The sequence below is a fragment of the Bacillus sp. Medicinal_06 genome, assembly GCF_056711665.1.
The window spans coordinates 256,557-271,158 of sequence record NZ_JBWYHD010000007.1 but is presented as its reverse complement, the minus strand read 5'-3'; the positions used below and the strand labels follow the sequence as shown (position 1 = coordinate 271,158).

General features: G+C 36.5%; 19 protein-coding genes. 13 read left to right on the top strand and 6 right to left on the bottom strand.

Translation table 11 applies throughout. From position 1 onward, the window contains the following. Positions 1-185: 185 nt before the first annotated feature. Together AC1M36_RS18860 and AC1M36_RS18855 are read left to right on the top strand one after the other, a co-directional pair. Positions 186-1,052: a cytochrome C oxidase assembly protein gene (locus tag AC1M36_RS18860; protein WP_336452118.1), complete on the top strand. Its 867-nt coding sequence runs from the start codon at positions 186-188 to the stop codon at positions 1,050-1,052. A gap of 87 nt (positions 1,053-1,139) precedes the next feature. After that, a complete protein-coding gene (locus tag AC1M36_RS18855) occupies positions 1,140-1,805 on the top strand; it encodes a potassium channel family protein (RefSeq protein ID WP_431613207.1) in 666 nt (221 codons plus the stop codon). A gap of 45 nt (positions 1,806-1,850) precedes the next feature. On the opposite strand, the gene rnjA is transcribed toward AC1M36_RS18855, so the two are convergent. After that, a complete protein-coding gene (gene rnjA, locus AC1M36_RS18850; protein WP_336452116.1) occupies positions 1,851-3,518 on the bottom strand; it encodes a ribonuclease J1 in 1,668 nt (555 codons plus the stop codon). A 3-nt stretch (positions 3,519-3,521) separates the two neighbouring features. Beyond that, complete coding sequence (locus AC1M36_RS18845) at positions 3,522-3,734, bottom strand: DNA-dependent RNA polymerase subunit epsilon (RefSeq protein WP_003199941.1); 213 nt, start codon at positions 3,732-3,734, stop codon at positions 3,522-3,524. A gap of 593 nt (positions 3,735-4,327) precedes the next feature. Between AC1M36_RS18845 and AC1M36_RS18840 the strand changes: the two genes are divergently transcribed. After that, entirely contained in the window at positions 4,328-5,101 is a 774-nt protein-coding gene (locus AC1M36_RS18840) for a Cof-type HAD-IIB family hydrolase (protein ID WP_336452115.1), read from the top strand. 60 nt (positions 5,102-5,161) lie between these two features. Here AC1M36_RS18840 and def read toward each other — a convergent pair whose 3' ends face one another. Together def and AC1M36_RS18830 are read right to left on the bottom strand one after the other, a co-directional pair. Then, positions 5,162-5,716, bottom strand: coding sequence for a peptide deformylase (def, locus tag AC1M36_RS18835; RefSeq protein ID WP_336452114.1), 555 nt, complete (start codon positions 5,714-5,716; stop codon positions 5,162-5,164). 190 nt (positions 5,717-5,906) lie between these two features. Beyond that, positions 5,907-6,053 carry a YjcZ family sporulation protein gene (locus AC1M36_RS18830; RefSeq protein ID WP_000274566.1) on the bottom strand — a complete coding sequence of 49 codons (147 nt, stop codon included), beginning with the start codon at positions 6,051-6,053 and terminating at the stop codon, positions 5,907-5,909. A gap of 512 nt (positions 6,054-6,565) precedes the next feature. Here AC1M36_RS18830 and pdhA point away from each other — a divergent pair. From pdhA to AC1M36_RS18805, 5 genes are all read left to right on the top strand, one after another. After that, a complete protein-coding gene (pdhA, locus tag AC1M36_RS18825) occupies positions 6,566-7,681 on the top strand; it encodes a pyruvate dehydrogenase E1 component subunit alpha (RefSeq protein WP_017151120.1) in 1,116 nt (371 codons plus the stop codon). A 3-nt stretch (positions 7,682-7,684) separates the two neighbouring features. Then, entirely contained in the window at positions 7,685-8,662 is a 978-nt protein-coding gene (pdhB, locus tag AC1M36_RS18820; protein ID WP_017151121.1) for a pyruvate dehydrogenase complex E1 component subunit beta, read from the top strand. An 89-nt stretch (positions 8,663-8,751) separates the two neighbouring features. Continuing rightward, positions 8,752-10,041, top strand: coding sequence for a pyruvate dehydrogenase complex dihydrolipoyllysine-residue acetyltransferase (gene pdhC, locus AC1M36_RS18815; protein ID WP_479846098.1), 1,290 nt, complete (start codon positions 8,752-8,754; stop codon positions 10,039-10,041). Positions 10,042-10,046: 5 nt separating this feature from the next. Beyond that, positions 10,047-11,459: a dihydrolipoyl dehydrogenase gene (gene lpdA, locus AC1M36_RS18810; protein ID WP_336452112.1), complete on the top strand. Its 1,413-nt coding sequence runs from the start codon at positions 10,047-10,049 to the stop codon at positions 11,457-11,459. Between the two features lie 276 nt (positions 11,460-11,735). Beyond that, positions 11,736-11,969 carry a hypothetical protein gene (locus AC1M36_RS18805; protein WP_336452111.1) on the top strand — a complete coding sequence of 78 codons (234 nt, stop codon included), beginning with the start codon at positions 11,736-11,738 and terminating at the stop codon, positions 11,967-11,969. Here the strand turns inward: AC1M36_RS18805 and AC1M36_RS18800 are convergent. Next, positions 11,966-12,358, bottom strand: coding sequence for a DUF1885 family protein (locus AC1M36_RS18800; protein ID WP_336452110.1), 393 nt, complete (start codon positions 12,356-12,358; stop codon positions 11,966-11,968). The two genes, AC1M36_RS18805 and AC1M36_RS18800, sit on opposite strands and share 4 nt — an antisense overlap. A gap of 135 nt (positions 12,359-12,493) precedes the next feature. Here AC1M36_RS18800 and AC1M36_RS18795 point away from each other — a divergent pair, with 135 nt between their 5' ends. The 5 genes from AC1M36_RS18795 to AC1M36_RS18775 all read left to right on the top strand — a co-directional run bounded on the left by AC1M36_RS18795 (position 12,494) and on the right by AC1M36_RS18775 (position 13,701). Further along, complete coding sequence (locus tag AC1M36_RS18795) at positions 12,494-12,790, top strand: DUF3055 domain-containing protein (protein WP_003199960.1); 297 nt, start codon at positions 12,494-12,496, stop codon at positions 12,788-12,790. Between the two features lie 201 nt (positions 12,791-12,991). Next, on the top strand, positions 12,992-13,120 hold the full coding sequence (locus AC1M36_RS18790) for a GapA-binding peptide SR1P (RefSeq protein WP_000536782.1): 129 nt from the start codon (positions 12,992-12,994) through the stop codon (positions 13,118-13,120). A 61-nt stretch (positions 13,121-13,181) separates the two neighbouring features. Then, positions 13,182-13,313 carry a GapA-binding peptide SR1P gene (locus AC1M36_RS18785; protein ID WP_336452109.1) on the top strand — a complete coding sequence of 44 codons (132 nt, stop codon included), beginning with the start codon at positions 13,182-13,184 and terminating at the stop codon, positions 13,311-13,313. Positions 13,314-13,375: 62 nt separating this feature from the next. Continuing rightward, a complete protein-coding gene (locus AC1M36_RS18780; protein WP_336452108.1) occupies positions 13,376-13,507 on the top strand; it encodes a GapA-binding peptide SR1P in 132 nt (43 codons plus the stop codon). Positions 13,508-13,569: 62 nt separating this feature from the next. Then, the gene (locus AC1M36_RS18775) at positions 13,570-13,701 is read left to right on the top strand and encodes a GapA-binding peptide SR1P (RefSeq protein WP_336452107.1); all 132 of its coding nucleotides are present in this window, start codon (positions 13,570-13,572) and stop codon (positions 13,699-13,701) included. A 31-nt stretch (positions 13,702-13,732) separates the two neighbouring features. On the opposite strand, the gene AC1M36_RS18770 is transcribed toward AC1M36_RS18775, so the two are convergent. Next, positions 13,733-14,563, bottom strand: coding sequence for a protein-glutamine gamma-glutamyltransferase (locus AC1M36_RS18770; protein ID WP_479846097.1), 831 nt, complete (start codon positions 14,561-14,563; stop codon positions 13,733-13,735). Between the last annotated feature and the right edge of the window lie 39 nt (positions 14,564-14,602).

Sequence of the window (14,602 nt, the reverse complement as noted above, 5' to 3'; positions counted from 1 at the left end):
GATGTCTCGGCTAATGGAAGTTTCAATTTATAAATAGTCGGAGAAATGAGAGATACGCCTATTGGTTGTTAATTGAGAAATGAAAATTGTAATACAGGAAATAGAACCGTATGTTTTAGTTTACTTTTTATACGGAAAATGTGTAAAATCAATGTGATACATAGAAAAAAAGGGTGGGGAATCAGGTGCAGATTGGCAGTGCAATCTTATGTTTCTTTTTATATGCATATGTTATTATTGCAGCGGTTTATTTCGGGATAAGTTTTTATGCATATCGTCTAACAAATAAACGCGAATATGAAGAAACATATAAATGGGTGAAAGGTTATTTATCACCAGTATTAGAAATCATGAATGGATTTGTTCTTTTTTTATTCATTGGCTTAATTGCTTTTTCAACAAGCTTAGTTGGGAATAAGACAACGTTATTTGTAATTGGCGTCATTATTTTTATGCTTTTAGGTATTCGAATAGGCAATGCTGTGTTTTGGAATGAAAGAAAAATTGACGGATGGACAGGTATGCTGATTCCAAGTATGTTAGCAGCTATCGTTACGAATATAGAACATGAATATAATCAATTACATTTTTGGTTAATCATCGTATTAACAATTCTTTCTGTCTTGTATATAAGTACAGTATTTTTAACATATTGTGCAAATGAAAAAGGTGATTCTCATGGACTCCGATTTTTTCGAAGTCGAGCGTTATTTTGGAGTGTTCCCACGATGTTGGTCATTGGAATCATTGCACTTGTTGTAAATGGATATAACTTTGCTGGGTGGAGAGCGTTTTTAGAAACTTGGTGGATTTTTATCATTTCATTTTGTGCATTTTTAGGAGCAACACATTATTTGTTTCATCAACATCATTATAAATGGGCGCTCTTATTTGCTTTTACACAGCTCTTATTTGCTTTTTTTGGTCAAGAAACATTATTATTTGTGTTTCAAACGTTTAGCTCATTTGGAAACATTTTCGTATTCGGTATGCTTATTTGTATCATCGCATTTTATTTGCAGCAGTATTTCTATATACAAAAACAAAAATAAGTATAGGTTAGTTGCTATTCTTTTTAGTGAATATAAAGTGTGCTACAATAAATATGGACAGGACTTGATATTATTGGAGGAATTCATGTGAGTGAGAAAGAGAAAGAATTTGCCGTCATTGGACTTGGACGTTTCGGAGGCAGTATTTGTCGTGAATTGGCTCAATTAGGTATGGAAGTAATGGCCATTGACCTTGATGAAGATAAAATAAATGAATTTGCAAATATTGCTTCACATGCAGTGATTGCTGATTCAACAGATGAAATGGTGTTAAAAAGTCTCGGTATTCGTAATTTCGATCATGTTGTTGTTGCAATTGGTGATAATCTGAATGCAAGTATTTTAACGACGCTTATTTTAAAGGAATTAGGCGTGAAAAATATTACGGTTAAGGCGCAAAATGATTATCATGAAAAAGTGTTAAGTAAAATTGGAGCTGACCATATTGTTCACCCAGAGAGAGATATGGGAAAACGAATTGCAAATAATATCGCTTCAAGCAACGTATTAGATTACTTAGAGCTTTCAGATGAGCATAGTATTGTAGAGATTATTGCGAATAAAAAGATTGATGGGCACTCTTTAATTGAACTGGATATTCGTGCGAAATTTGGATTAAACATTGTTGCAATTAAGCGAGGGAAGGAAGTTATTGTTTCTCCTCGAGCTACAGAAAATATCCAGGTCGGAGATATTTTAATTGTAATTGGTCATGATGATGAAGTGGATCGCTTTAAACATTATTTACGATAGAATGAAATGAAAAAGGACAATGCTCAGGAGGCATTGTCCTTTTTCTTATATTTCCATAATGATTGGTAAAATCATTGGACGACGTTTTGTTTTTTCGTATAGGAATGGTGCCAATGTATCTGTAATCTCATTTTTAATTTCAGACCATTGTGTCGTTTTTCGCTCCATTACTTTTTCGAGATGTGTTGTAATTAACGTTTGAGCATCATTGATTAAATCGCTACTCTCACGCATATAAACGAATCCTCGAGAGATAATATCAGGTCCTGCTGCAACCTTAAATTCTTTCATATCGATGCTAACAACTACAATAACAAGTCCTTCTTCAGAAAGAATACGACGGTCGCGGAGTACAATGTTACCAATATCACCAATACCGTTTCCATCAATATAAACAGAACCGGATGGGATTTTTCCAGCAATGTTTGCTTCATCTGAACGTAAGGCAAGAACATCACCATTGTCCATAATGAAGCAATTTTCTTCTGGAATACCACAATCGTTTGCTAATTTCATATGCATACGTTGCATACGGAATTCACCATGAATTGGCATGAAATATTTAGGTTTAATAAGACGTAGCATTAACTTTTGTTCTTCTTGTCCACCATGTCCGCTTGTGTGAATATTTGAAAGCTTACCATGAATAACATCGGCACCAGCACGGTATAACATGTTAATCGTACGGCTTACGCTAACTGTATTTCCTGGAATCGGTGAAGAAGAGAAAACAACTGTATCGCCAGGAATAATTTGAATTTGACGGTGTGTCCCATTTGCGATACGGGATAGTGCCGCCATCGGTTCGCCCTGACTACCTGTACATAAAATAACGACTTTGTTAGCTGGTAGTCGATTGATTTGAGACGCTTCTATAAATGTATCCTTTGGACAGCGAATATAACCAAGGTTGTGACCAATTTCAATTGCCGCTTCCATACTTCGGCCAAATACAGCCACTTTGCGATTATTTTCAACAGCAGCTTCAACAACTTGCTGCAGGCGATGAATATTTGACGCAAAGGTTGCAAAGATAATACGACCTTCCACTTTGCGGAAAATATCCTGAATACTATCGCCAACGCGGCGTTCAGACATAGTAAAGTTAGGCACTTCACTATTGGTACTATCAGATAAGAGACAAAGTACACCATCCTTACCGATTTCCGCCATTTTTGTTAAGTCAGCTGGTTCACCTACTGGTGTGAAATCAAATTTAAAGTCTCCTGTATGAACAATTTGTCCTTGCGGTGTTTTCACCACAACACCGTATGAATCTGGAATACTGTGTGTTGTGCGGAAGAACGATACAGATGTCTTTTTGAATTTGATGACATCGTCTTCTTGAATTTCGTATAGTTTTGCTTTTCGAAGTAATCCGTGCTCTTCTAATTTGTTTTTAATTAAAGCAATTGCTAATTTCCCGCCGTAAATTGGAATGTTCACTTGACGTAATAGATAAGGGATACCACCAATATGATCTTCATGACCATGCGTAATAAATAAACCCTTAATTTTATCTTCGTTTCGTACAAAATACGTGTAATCAGGAATCACATAATCGATTCCGAGAAGTTCGTCTTCTGGAAACTTAATTCCAGCATCAATTATAATAATTTCATCTTGAAATTGGACAGCGTATGTATTTTTGCCGATTTCACCAAGTCCACCAAGAGCGAAAACGGCTGCCTGATCATTTTTTAGGAATTTCATAAATTATACGATCTCCGTTAATGTTAAATCAGCATTTTGCTTTTCGTATTCAAGATGAGCGCCAGTAACAGATTGGACAAACTCAATATTATATGCGAACTTTTGTAATTTTGTACGAACGTCTCTTTCAGATTCAGCTTCTAAATATAAAACTTTTGTATTTTCACGTACTGGAACCTCAGTCATCTTTTCTTGATAGAATACTTTAAAAATCATTGGAAAAACCTCTCCTTGTCAATGTTTTGCATTATCTGTTACCTATTATAAAGCAAATAGTCGTGATTTTCATGTTTTTTCGAATGAGAATGAAGAAAAAGCCCGAAATGGGCACGATTTAAGCCATGGTCTTTTTCCGGACTAAATCGTTTAAATACCGTTTTAGCTTTTCCTTCAGCTTCTTCAGCATGATTACTCCTTCCTTTCCTTATTTTCAAATATGCATACTTATTTCTTGTTTATTAGTAGTAACTCTTCATCTCTATATACTAGGAAATCATAGAAGATAAATGAGGCGATTACCATCCGGATGTTCAATGATCTTATTGGCTCATACAGAGGTAATCCCGTGTTACGTTTTTTACTCTCACACGCACTATGTCCCCAGCTATGAATATAGTATGAGATAGATTGGAAAAGAAAATTCATTCAAACAAGTATCGATGTTCTATTGATAGTATATGCATACTTCGTAAATAAGGTTAGAAAGTGAACGCTTTCTTCACAGATGTTTAATATGTTATACTTTTTTTTAGGATTTGAAAAGAAGTAGTCAATGTAGGAATATAGAAGGGCTAGAAAGGATTTTGAAAATGAATGATAAAATCGTCTTTTTTGATATTGATGGAACGCTACTCGATCATGATAAAAAAATTCCACAATCTACAAGAGAAGCAGTACGTATGTTGCAAGAAAAAGGAGTACATGTGGCTATTGCGACAGGGCGTGCGCCTTTCATGTTTGAAGATATTCGTAATGAGCTTAATATCCATAATTATGTTAGTTTTAATGGGCAATATGTTGTATTCGAAGATGAGGTTATATTTAAAAATCCACTACAACCTAATGCGTTACATACATTTACAACATTTGCGAAACAAGAGGGATATCCACTTGTTTATTTAGATCATAAGGATATGAAGGCGACAGTAGAATACCATGATTATGTAAAAGAAGGCTTTGGTAGTCTGCAATTTGAGCATCCGTTATATGAACCAAGTTTCTATGAAAATCGTGACATTTATCAAACTTTGCTTTTTTGCCAAGTGGATGAAGAAGAAAAATTTATTCATGATTATCCAGATTTTCATTTTATTCGTTGGCATGCGTATTCTATGGATATTATCCCAAATGGAGGTTCAAAAGCAAAGGGAATTGAAAAATTCATTGAAAAATTAGGGTTTAATCGTGAACAAGTCTATGCTTTTGGGGATGGATTAAATGATTTAGAAATGATTGAAGCAGTCGGAACAGGCATTGTAATGGGGAATGGCCATGAAGAATTGAAAAAACTTGCTAATTATGTGACAAAAGATGTGAGCGAAGATGGGATTCTTCACGGTTTACAATGGGCGCGTTTATTGTAATAAAAAAGTATGAGAACCATTTCAGTATAGAAAAAAGCAGGAGCTAAAGTTCCTGCTTTTTTATCTTTCGAATGGTTTTGCATCATCAGGAGATGCAAATGGATTTTCTTGATTAATGTGGTCATAGAACATTACGCCGTTTAAATGATCAATTTCATGTTGAAATACAATTGCTGGTAACCCTTTTAAACGTAATTTTACCTCTTCGCCATCGATAGTAGTTGCTTTAACTGTAATTCGTGTATAACGCGGAACATAGCCAGGTACTTCACGATCTACAGATAAGCATCCTTCTCCGCCTGATAAATATGTACGTTCAACAGAATGACTAATAATTTTTGGATTGAATAAAGCATAGCTGTATAATGTCTCATTTGTATCAGTAACATGAACAGCAATCATTCTTTTTGAAATGCCGATTTGTGGTGCAGCAATCCCGATTCCTGGACGTAAATTATATTTTTCAACCATTTCAGGGTTTTGACTGTTTATTACAAGTTCAATCATTTCTTTAAGAGTACGTACATCTTCTTCACTTGCTGGCAGAGGTACTTCTTCTGCTACTGCTCGTAGAATGGGATTTCCTTCACGAATTACATCATTCATTGTAAGCATTCACAATCTCTCCTTTCTCCTTTAGTCTACCAAAGGAGCTGAAAAAAGTCATGATAAAGTGCATAGTGTCTGTATAGTTTGGGCGGATTAAGAGTATGCCAAGTAGGCATTTTCCTCATCGGTATGTGCTTAATACAAAAGAAAAGACGGCAGAGCCGCCTGTTTCTTTCTATAGTTGTTTTGTTTTACATTAACGAATGCAAGCAGCACCAACGATAATTAAAAGGATAAACAACACAACGATTAAGGCAAAGCCGCGTCCGGATCCTCCGCAAGAACCTCCATAGCCATAGGAAGGATATGAACAAGTTGGATAACAATATGTGTATCCGTACATGAGATGACCTCCTTTATCATTTCCCGCGAATACTGCGGTTATTATAATGTATGGTAGAGTGGTTAGGGGTGTATAGACATTCGCCTAGAAAAGGAAGATGTGATTGCATATTTTTGTCATAAAGAGAGAAAAACTAAGAAGAATTAATCGTTTACATATTATTCTACGATGAAAAAAGGGTTAAAAAGGGAATAATATAACAGTAGGTTATCACTTACTAATACAGATGTGAAAATGAAAACACCTATGTATAGTGGAAACCTCAATGTTATTCATAAAAAAATCGTAACCAAAGTAATTGACATCGTGATTAGAATAGTTGTAAACTAAAAAACGTGATCAAGATTGTATTAATATGTTTCTGGAAAAACATTAGTACAGATTGTTAGGTACACAAAATTATTCTCAACCGACAAGGTTTCCTGTCGGTTTACATGGTTGCGTTTTCTTTCTAGCTGATTGCTAGTGAAAGCGTTTCAGAATATGGTTCAAGAGAGGAAGAGGTGAACGGAATGGGTACTAAAACAAAAAAGACCCTATTTAATGTTGATGAGCAAATGAAAGCTATCGCAGCTCAATTTGAAACATTACAAATTTTAAATGAAAAAGGCGAAGTTGTGAATGAAGCAGCAATGCCTGAATTAACTGATGATCAATTAAAAGAATTAATGCGCCGTATGGTGTATACTCGCGTACTAGATCAACGTTCTATTTCTTTAAACCGTCAAGGACGTTTAGGTTTCTACGCACCAACAGCTGGACAAGAAGCTTCTCAATTAGCAAGTCATTTCGCACTTGAAGCAGAAGACTTCATCTTACCAGGATATCGTGATGTTCCACAATTAGTATGGCATGGTTTACCATTATACCAAGCATTCTTATTCTCTCGTGGACACTTCATGGGTAACCAAATGCCTGAAAATGTAAATGCACTTGCTCCACAAATTATCATCGGTGCGCAAATCATCCAAACTGCTGGTGTTGCGTTAGGTATGAAACTACGTGGTAAAAAATCTGTTGCAATTACTTACACTGGTGACGGCGGTGCTTCACAAGGTGACTTCTACGAAGGCATGAACTTTGCGGGCGCATTCAAAGCTCCAGCAATCTTTGTTGTTCAAAACAACCGTTATGCAATCTCTACTCCAGTAGAAAAACAATCTGCAGCAAAAACTGTAGCACAAAAAGCAGTAGCAGCAGGTATTTACGGAATTCAAGTAGACGGTATGGATCCATTAGCTGTATACGCAGCAACTGCTTTTGCTCGTGAGCGTGCAGTAAATGGTGAAGGTCCTACTTTAATCGAGACTTTAACATTCCGTTATGGTCCACATACAATGGCTGGTGATGACCCAACTCGTTACCGTACAAAAGATATCGAAAACGAATGGGAACAAAAAGATCCAATCGTACGCTTCCGTGCATTCTTAGAAAACAAAGGCCTATGGTCTCAAGAAGTAGAAGAAAAAGTTATCGAAGAAGCAAAAGAAGATATCAAACAAGCAATTGCTAAGGCTGACCAAGCTCCAAAACAAAAAGTAACTGATTTAATGGAAATCATGTACGAAGAAATGCCTTACAACTTAGCTGAACAATATGAAATTTACAAAGAAAAGGAGTCGAAGTAAGCCATGGCTCAAATGACAATGATTCAAGCAATCACTGATGCTTTACGCGTTGAAATGAAAAATGACCCTAACGTACTTGTATTTGGTGAAGACGTTGGTGTAAACGGCGGTGTATTCCGTGCTACTGAAGGCTTGCAAGCTGAATTCGGTGAAGACCGTGTAATGGATACTCCACTTGCAGAGTCTGGTATCGGCGGACTTGCAGTTGGACTTGCACTTGAAGGTTTCCGTCCAGTTCCAGAAATCCAATTCTTCGGTTTCGTATACGAAGTAATGGATTCAATTTCTGGTCAAATGGCTCGTATGCGTTACCGTTCTGGTGGACGTTGGAATGCTCCAATCACAGTTCGTTCTCCATTCGGTGGCGGCGTTCATACTCCAGAACTACACGCTGATAGCTTAGAAGGATTAGTTGCACAACAACCAGGTCTAAAAGTTGTTATTCCATCTACTCCATACGATGCAAAAGGTCTTTTAATCTCTGCGATTCGTGACAACGATCCAGTTATTTACTTAGAGCATATGAAATTGTACCGTTCATTCCGTCAAGAAGTACCAGAAGGCGAATACACAGTTGATTTAGGAAAAGCTGATGTAAAACGCGAAGGTACAGATGTATCTGTTATCGCATATGGTGCGATGGTACATGCTGCATTAAAAGCTGCTGAAGAACTTGAAAAAGAAGGTATCTCTTTAGAGGTTGTTGACTTACGTACAGTTCAACCATTAGATATCGAAACAATCATCGCTTCTGTTGAAAAAACAGGCCGCGTTGTTGTTGTTCAAGAAGCTCAGAAACAAGCTGGTATTGCAGCAAACGTTGTAGCGGAAATTAACGACCGTGCAATCTTAAACTTAGAAGCTCCGGTTGTACGTGTTGCAGCTGCTGATACAGTATTCCCATTCTCTCAAGCTGAGAGCGTATGGTTACCAAACCATAAAGATATTGTTGAAGCTGTTAACAAAGTAATGAACTTCTAATTTTAGTTTCATGTGCAAAAGAAATCAGCACATGCTGATTTCTTTTGTACTATTCCATAATAATGATATGAATCAGGGGGATGAATTCCGTGGCATTTGAATTTAAACTACCAGATATTGGTGAAGGTATCCACGAAGGTGAAATCGTAAAATGGTTTATTAAACCAGGCGATGAAGTAAACGAAGATGATGTACTTCTTGAAGTACAAAATGATAAAGCAGTAGTAGAAATTCCTTCTCCGGTTAAAGGTAAAGTACTTGAAGTACTTGTAGAAGAAGGTACAGTTGCAGTAGTAGGAGATACTTTAATTAAGTTTGACGCTCCTGGATACGAAAACCTTAAATTTAAAGGTGACGACCATGACGACGCTCCAAAAGCTGAAGAAGTGAAAGAAGAAGCTCCAGCAGCGGCAGCTACTCCAGCAGCAACTGAAGAAGTTGTAAATGAGCGCGTAATTGCTATGCCATCTGTACGTAAATACGCTCGTGAAAAAGGTGTAGATATCCATAAAGTAGCTGGTACTGGCAAAAACGGTCGCGTTGTAAAAGTTGACATCGATGCATTTGCTAATGGTGGACAAGCAGTAGCAGCAACTGAAGCTCCAGCAGCAGTAGAAGCTACTCCAGCAGCAGCGAAAGAAGAAGCACCAAAAGCACAACCAATCCCAGCTGGTGAATACCCAGAAACTCGTGAAAAAATGAGTGGTATTCGTAAAGCGATTGCGAAAGCAATGGTTAACTCTAAACACACAGCTCCTCACGTAACATTAATGGACGAAGTAGATGTAACAGAACTTGTTGCTCACCGTAAAAAGTTCAAAGCTGTTGCAGCTGACAAAGGTATTAAATTAACTTACCTTCCATACGTTGTAAAAGCTTTAACATCTGCATTACGTGAATTCCCAATGTTGAACACTTCTTTAGATGATGCATCTTCAGAAATCGTTCATAAACATTACTTCAACATCGGTATCGCAGCTGATACAGACAAAGGTCTATTAGTACCAGTTGTTAAAGATACAGATCGTAAATCTATCTTTACAATCTCTAACGAGATTAATGAGCTTGCTGGTAAAGCGCGTGAAGGTCGTCTAGCTCCAGCTGAAATGAAAGGTGCTTCTTGCACAATTACAAACATTGGTTCTGCAGGTGGACAATGGTTCACTCCAGTTATCAATCACCCAGAAGTAGCAATCCTTGGTATTGGCCGTATTGCTGAGAAACCAGTTGTGAAAAACGGTGAAATCGTTGCAGCTCCAGTATTAGCATTATCTCTAAGCTTTGACCATCGTTTAATTGACGGCGCAACTGCTCAAAAAGCATTAAACCAAATTAAACGTTTATTGAACGACCCACAATTATTAGTAATGGAGGCGTAATAACAATGGTAGTAGGAGATTTCCCAATTGAATTAGATACAGTCGTTGTTGGTGCAGGTCCTGGTGGATATGTTGCAGCAATTCGTGCAGCACAATTAGGTCAAAAGGTAGCAATTATTGAAAAAGCTAACCTTGGTGGCGTATGCTTAAACGTTGGATGTATTCCATCTAAAGCGTTAATCAATGCAGGTCATCGTTATGAGAATGCAAAACATTCTGATGACATGGGTATCACTGCTGAGAACGTAACAGTTGATTTTACAAAAGTTCAAGAATGGAAAAACGGCGTAGTTAAGAAATTAACTGGCGGTGTTGAAGGCCTTCTTAAAGGTAACAAAGTTGAAATCATTCGCGGTGAAGCTTACTTCGTAGATGCTAACACATTACGTGTAATGACTGAAGACGCAGCTCAAACTTATACGTTTAAAAATGCTGTTCTTGCAACTGGTTCTACACCAATTGAAATTCCTGGATTCAAATATTCTAAACGCGTTATCAACTCTACAGGTGCATTAAGCTTACCTGAAATTCCTAAAAAACTTGTTGTAATCGGCGGCGGTTACATCGGTATGGAATTAGGGACTGCATATGCTAACTTCGGTACAGAAGTTACTGTAGTAGAAGCTGGCGATGAAATCTTAGCTGGTTTTGAAAAAGCAATGAGCACAGTTGTTAAACGTGCCCTTCAGAAAAAAGGCAACGTAACAATTCATACAAAAGCTATGGCTAAAGGCGTTGAAGAAACAGAAAACGGCGTAAAAGTTAGCTTCGAAGTTAAAGGCGAAGTACAAACTGTAGAAGCAGATTACGTATTAGTAACTGTAGGTCGTCGTCCAAATACTCAAGAAATTGGTCTTGAGCAAGTTGGCGTTAAAATGACTGACCGCGGCCTAATCGAAATCGATGAGCAATGCCGTACAAATGTACCAAACATCTATGCAATCGGTGATATCGTTCCTGGACCACCATTAGCTCACAAAGCTTCTTACGAAGGTAAAGTAGCTGTTGAAGCAATTAGTGGCCATGCATCAGCAATCGATTACATCGGAATTCCTGCAGTATGCTTCACTGATCCAGAATTAGCATCTGTTGGTTACACTAAGAAACAAGCTGAAGAAGCTGGAATGACGGTAGTTGTATCTAAGTTCCCATTTGCTGCAAACGGTCGTGCTTTATCATTAAACAGCACAGACGGTTTCGTACAACTTGTAACACGTAAAGACGATGGTCTTCTTGTAGGTGCACAAGTTGCAGGTGCAGGTGCTTCTGATATTATCTCTGAGATTGGTTTAGCTATCGAAGCTGGAATGACAGCAGAAGATATCGCTCAAACAATCCACGCTCACCCAACATTAGGTGAAATCACAATGGAAGCAGCAGAAGTTGCTCTTGGAATGCCAATTCACATTGTAAAATAATAAGAATAAGCAAAATAACCGGCCTCCTATCTTTTCAGAGGCCGGTTATTTTTTGTTTAATAAATCTATCTATAAATACTTTAGAAGAGCTTGCAAGATCATTATGTGTATTTGTCGAATGGATATGTAATACTATATATCAAAAATGGAAATGCACGTAAATATAATAGAAATAAACTGGAGACAAATCCAATACATCTTTTCGTATTATGTAATGGATTTGTATTTAGTACCATATCTTATTATAAAATAGAGCATGTCAAAGGAGACGGTTCCATGAAAATCATCCATGTTATATTTTATCATTTTCTTTTATGGAGTGGATTTTCTATTGTGTTATTCTTATCAAATGGTGATAAGCTTCATTATAAAGTGATGCTTTTTTTCGTGTTCCTTTACTTAGCATATGTAATTGCTTATGTTGTTCTTAGTGTAAGAAAGCAAGCACTATTTCTTACTTGTGCAAATAGTATGTTCTTTTTAATAATATCTTGCTTGTTTAAAAATTAGCGTTTATAAAAGTACATTGTTCTTCCGTTAAATAACTTTAATTCACCCTCTAGTTTCTTTGCTAAAAAACGGCAGAATTCATTTGCTTTTCCTTTATCCCCAAATGTAGCGGTAGAAGGTAAGGAGATTTGAACGAAAGCTTGCTCGTTTTCTGTTCCAACCCCCACATAAATAGAATTATATCGATCGTGACTAGATTTTAGTTCAAGTGTAGTCTCTGATGTATTAAGTATCTCATATGGAAATGCCACGTTAGTATATGCATAACTAACTTGCGCACCAGTTTGGGAAGTAATTGTTTGATAATAATGAAAAAGTTGTTTTACATCTTCTAATGTGACAGCTTGTTGCTTAGATTTAGATACAAGTTTAATAAATGCATGTTGCATAAAGAATTTCCTCCTGACATAATATATATAGCTATTTTAACACTGTTGTAAATTTTTTGACAATTAAAAAGGGATCATTACTCATTCTGTTTAATATATACAAGTAGAAAGTGCTTTGAAGAACGGAGGGAGTAAATGTTTGAAAAATTGTATGATGAACATGAAAGTGTGAAGGTACGATTTTTAGGATTTATGACACATGAAAACCGTTATGATTTTGGGGTTATTTATACAAATATGTTTTTTGGGAAACCTCTTGTTGTTTGTATGCAGACAGGAAGAGCGACTCTACTAGGTCAAGACGATGTAGATAATGTTCAACATTTACAGCAAGTCTTTAAATTACAATCGGAGGAGGAAGCGGATGATTTAGCACAGTTTTTTAAATTTCTTGTACCGCCAACTTCCTTACATGCTGAATATGAAGAATAAATAAATGAAACAGTCGTATGTATTAAGATATGACTGTTTTTTTTTTTTTTTTGTTATTGTCGCATACTAATATAAAATTATTTTTTTAATGTGTTATACTAAAAACCTATTGACGGAAAAAGTATAACATATTAAAATAAAGACAGAAAGTTAAGCGGTTACAAAAGTTTTTGGGATTATAAACTTAGGGGGAAATAGAAAATGGGAACAATCGTATGTCAAGATTGTGAAAGTACAATTGCACACTTCGAGGATGAGAAAGTAACAGTACTTTACGGGAAATGCGGATCTTGCGGATGTGATCACAAGGAGCATACAAAAGCCCAATAATATATAGGAATCTTGCTACTGAAAAAGTTTTTAGGACCTTAAACTTAGGGGGAAATGAAAAATGGGAGCGATCGTATGTCAAGTTTGTGAAGGAACAATCGCGTACTTTGAAGATGAAAAGACAACAGTACTTTACGGGAAATGTGGATCTCATTGCGAATGTGATCACAAGGAACATACAAAAGCCCAGTAATATATAGAACGTGTAAATGTAAAGAGTTTCAATCATAATTCAAACTCAGGGGGAAATGAAAAATGGGAACAATCGTATGTCAAGTTTGTGAGGAAACAATTGCACACTTTGAAGATGAAAAGACAACGGTACTTTACGGAAAATGTGGATCTCATTGCGAATGTAATCACAAGGAACATACAAAAGCTCAGTAATATATAGAACGTGTAAATATAAAGGTTTTTAATCATAATTCAAACTCAGGGGGAAATGAAAAATGGGAACAATCGTATGTCAAGTTTGTGGTGGAACAATTGCACACTTTGAAGATGAAAAGACAACAGTACTTTACGGAAAATGTGGATCTCATTGCGAATGTGGTCACAAAGAGCATACAGAAGCCCAATAATTAAAAGCGCCTGCATATTTGCAGGCGTTTTTTAATAAATTGTAGTTGTGTGACCAATGGTTGCAACAATTGCATCATCTCGAATGGGAATAAATTTGAGTGTTGTTTGTAGAGTATTAGTAGAAGTATATTGGCTCATGAGGCGGCTATCTATGCGGGTAATAAAATCTGTTAAATATGCTGAGATAAAGGCATAGGGAATTCTTCGTTCATTTAATAAATAAATGATTTGTTCCTTTGTTTGTACTCCTACACCGTGCCCATAAAAAAAGGAATTACCTAAATAAATGGCGTTCTCTCCTTGCCATTCAACTGAAGCTGGATTCACTTGTGGGTTTTTAAAGTAAACAAGATCGCCAGGAACGATATCCCCACCGGTTTTTGTCACCAGTTTTAAATCTCGATCATAATCCCATGTATATAGTAGAAGGTTTGCGAATAAGTGATTAAAAGTTTGATCATCATATAAAGCTAAAAGTGCTTTGTAAAAAATAATAATCATTGCTGTTGCACATTCTGTTCCGTACTTTTTCCCATTTTTAAAAATATCTCGTATCGCGACAGAGGGTAGTATATTTGGGAGTAGTTGAAACCCTCCCAGCGGTGTCCTTTTCCAAAATTCAGGGTTACAATAGGACTCTTGGAATGTACGGAACTGAAGGCCGCTTTGAAAGAGTTCTAAGGCTGATGTAATAATATGAATTCGTAAATTCAGATCAAAACTGAGTTGATTAGCTGTTTGGAATGCATATACTTCTTGATTTCCGGTCATAATGGCTAAGATTTGTTGCTTCTCAGTAGCGAACGGTTCGTTTTCACTCGTTATATAAGGATGTACAATGGAACGACCAATCACAATCATAACTGTATCCCCACCTATACGTTACATTCTTTAGTATGG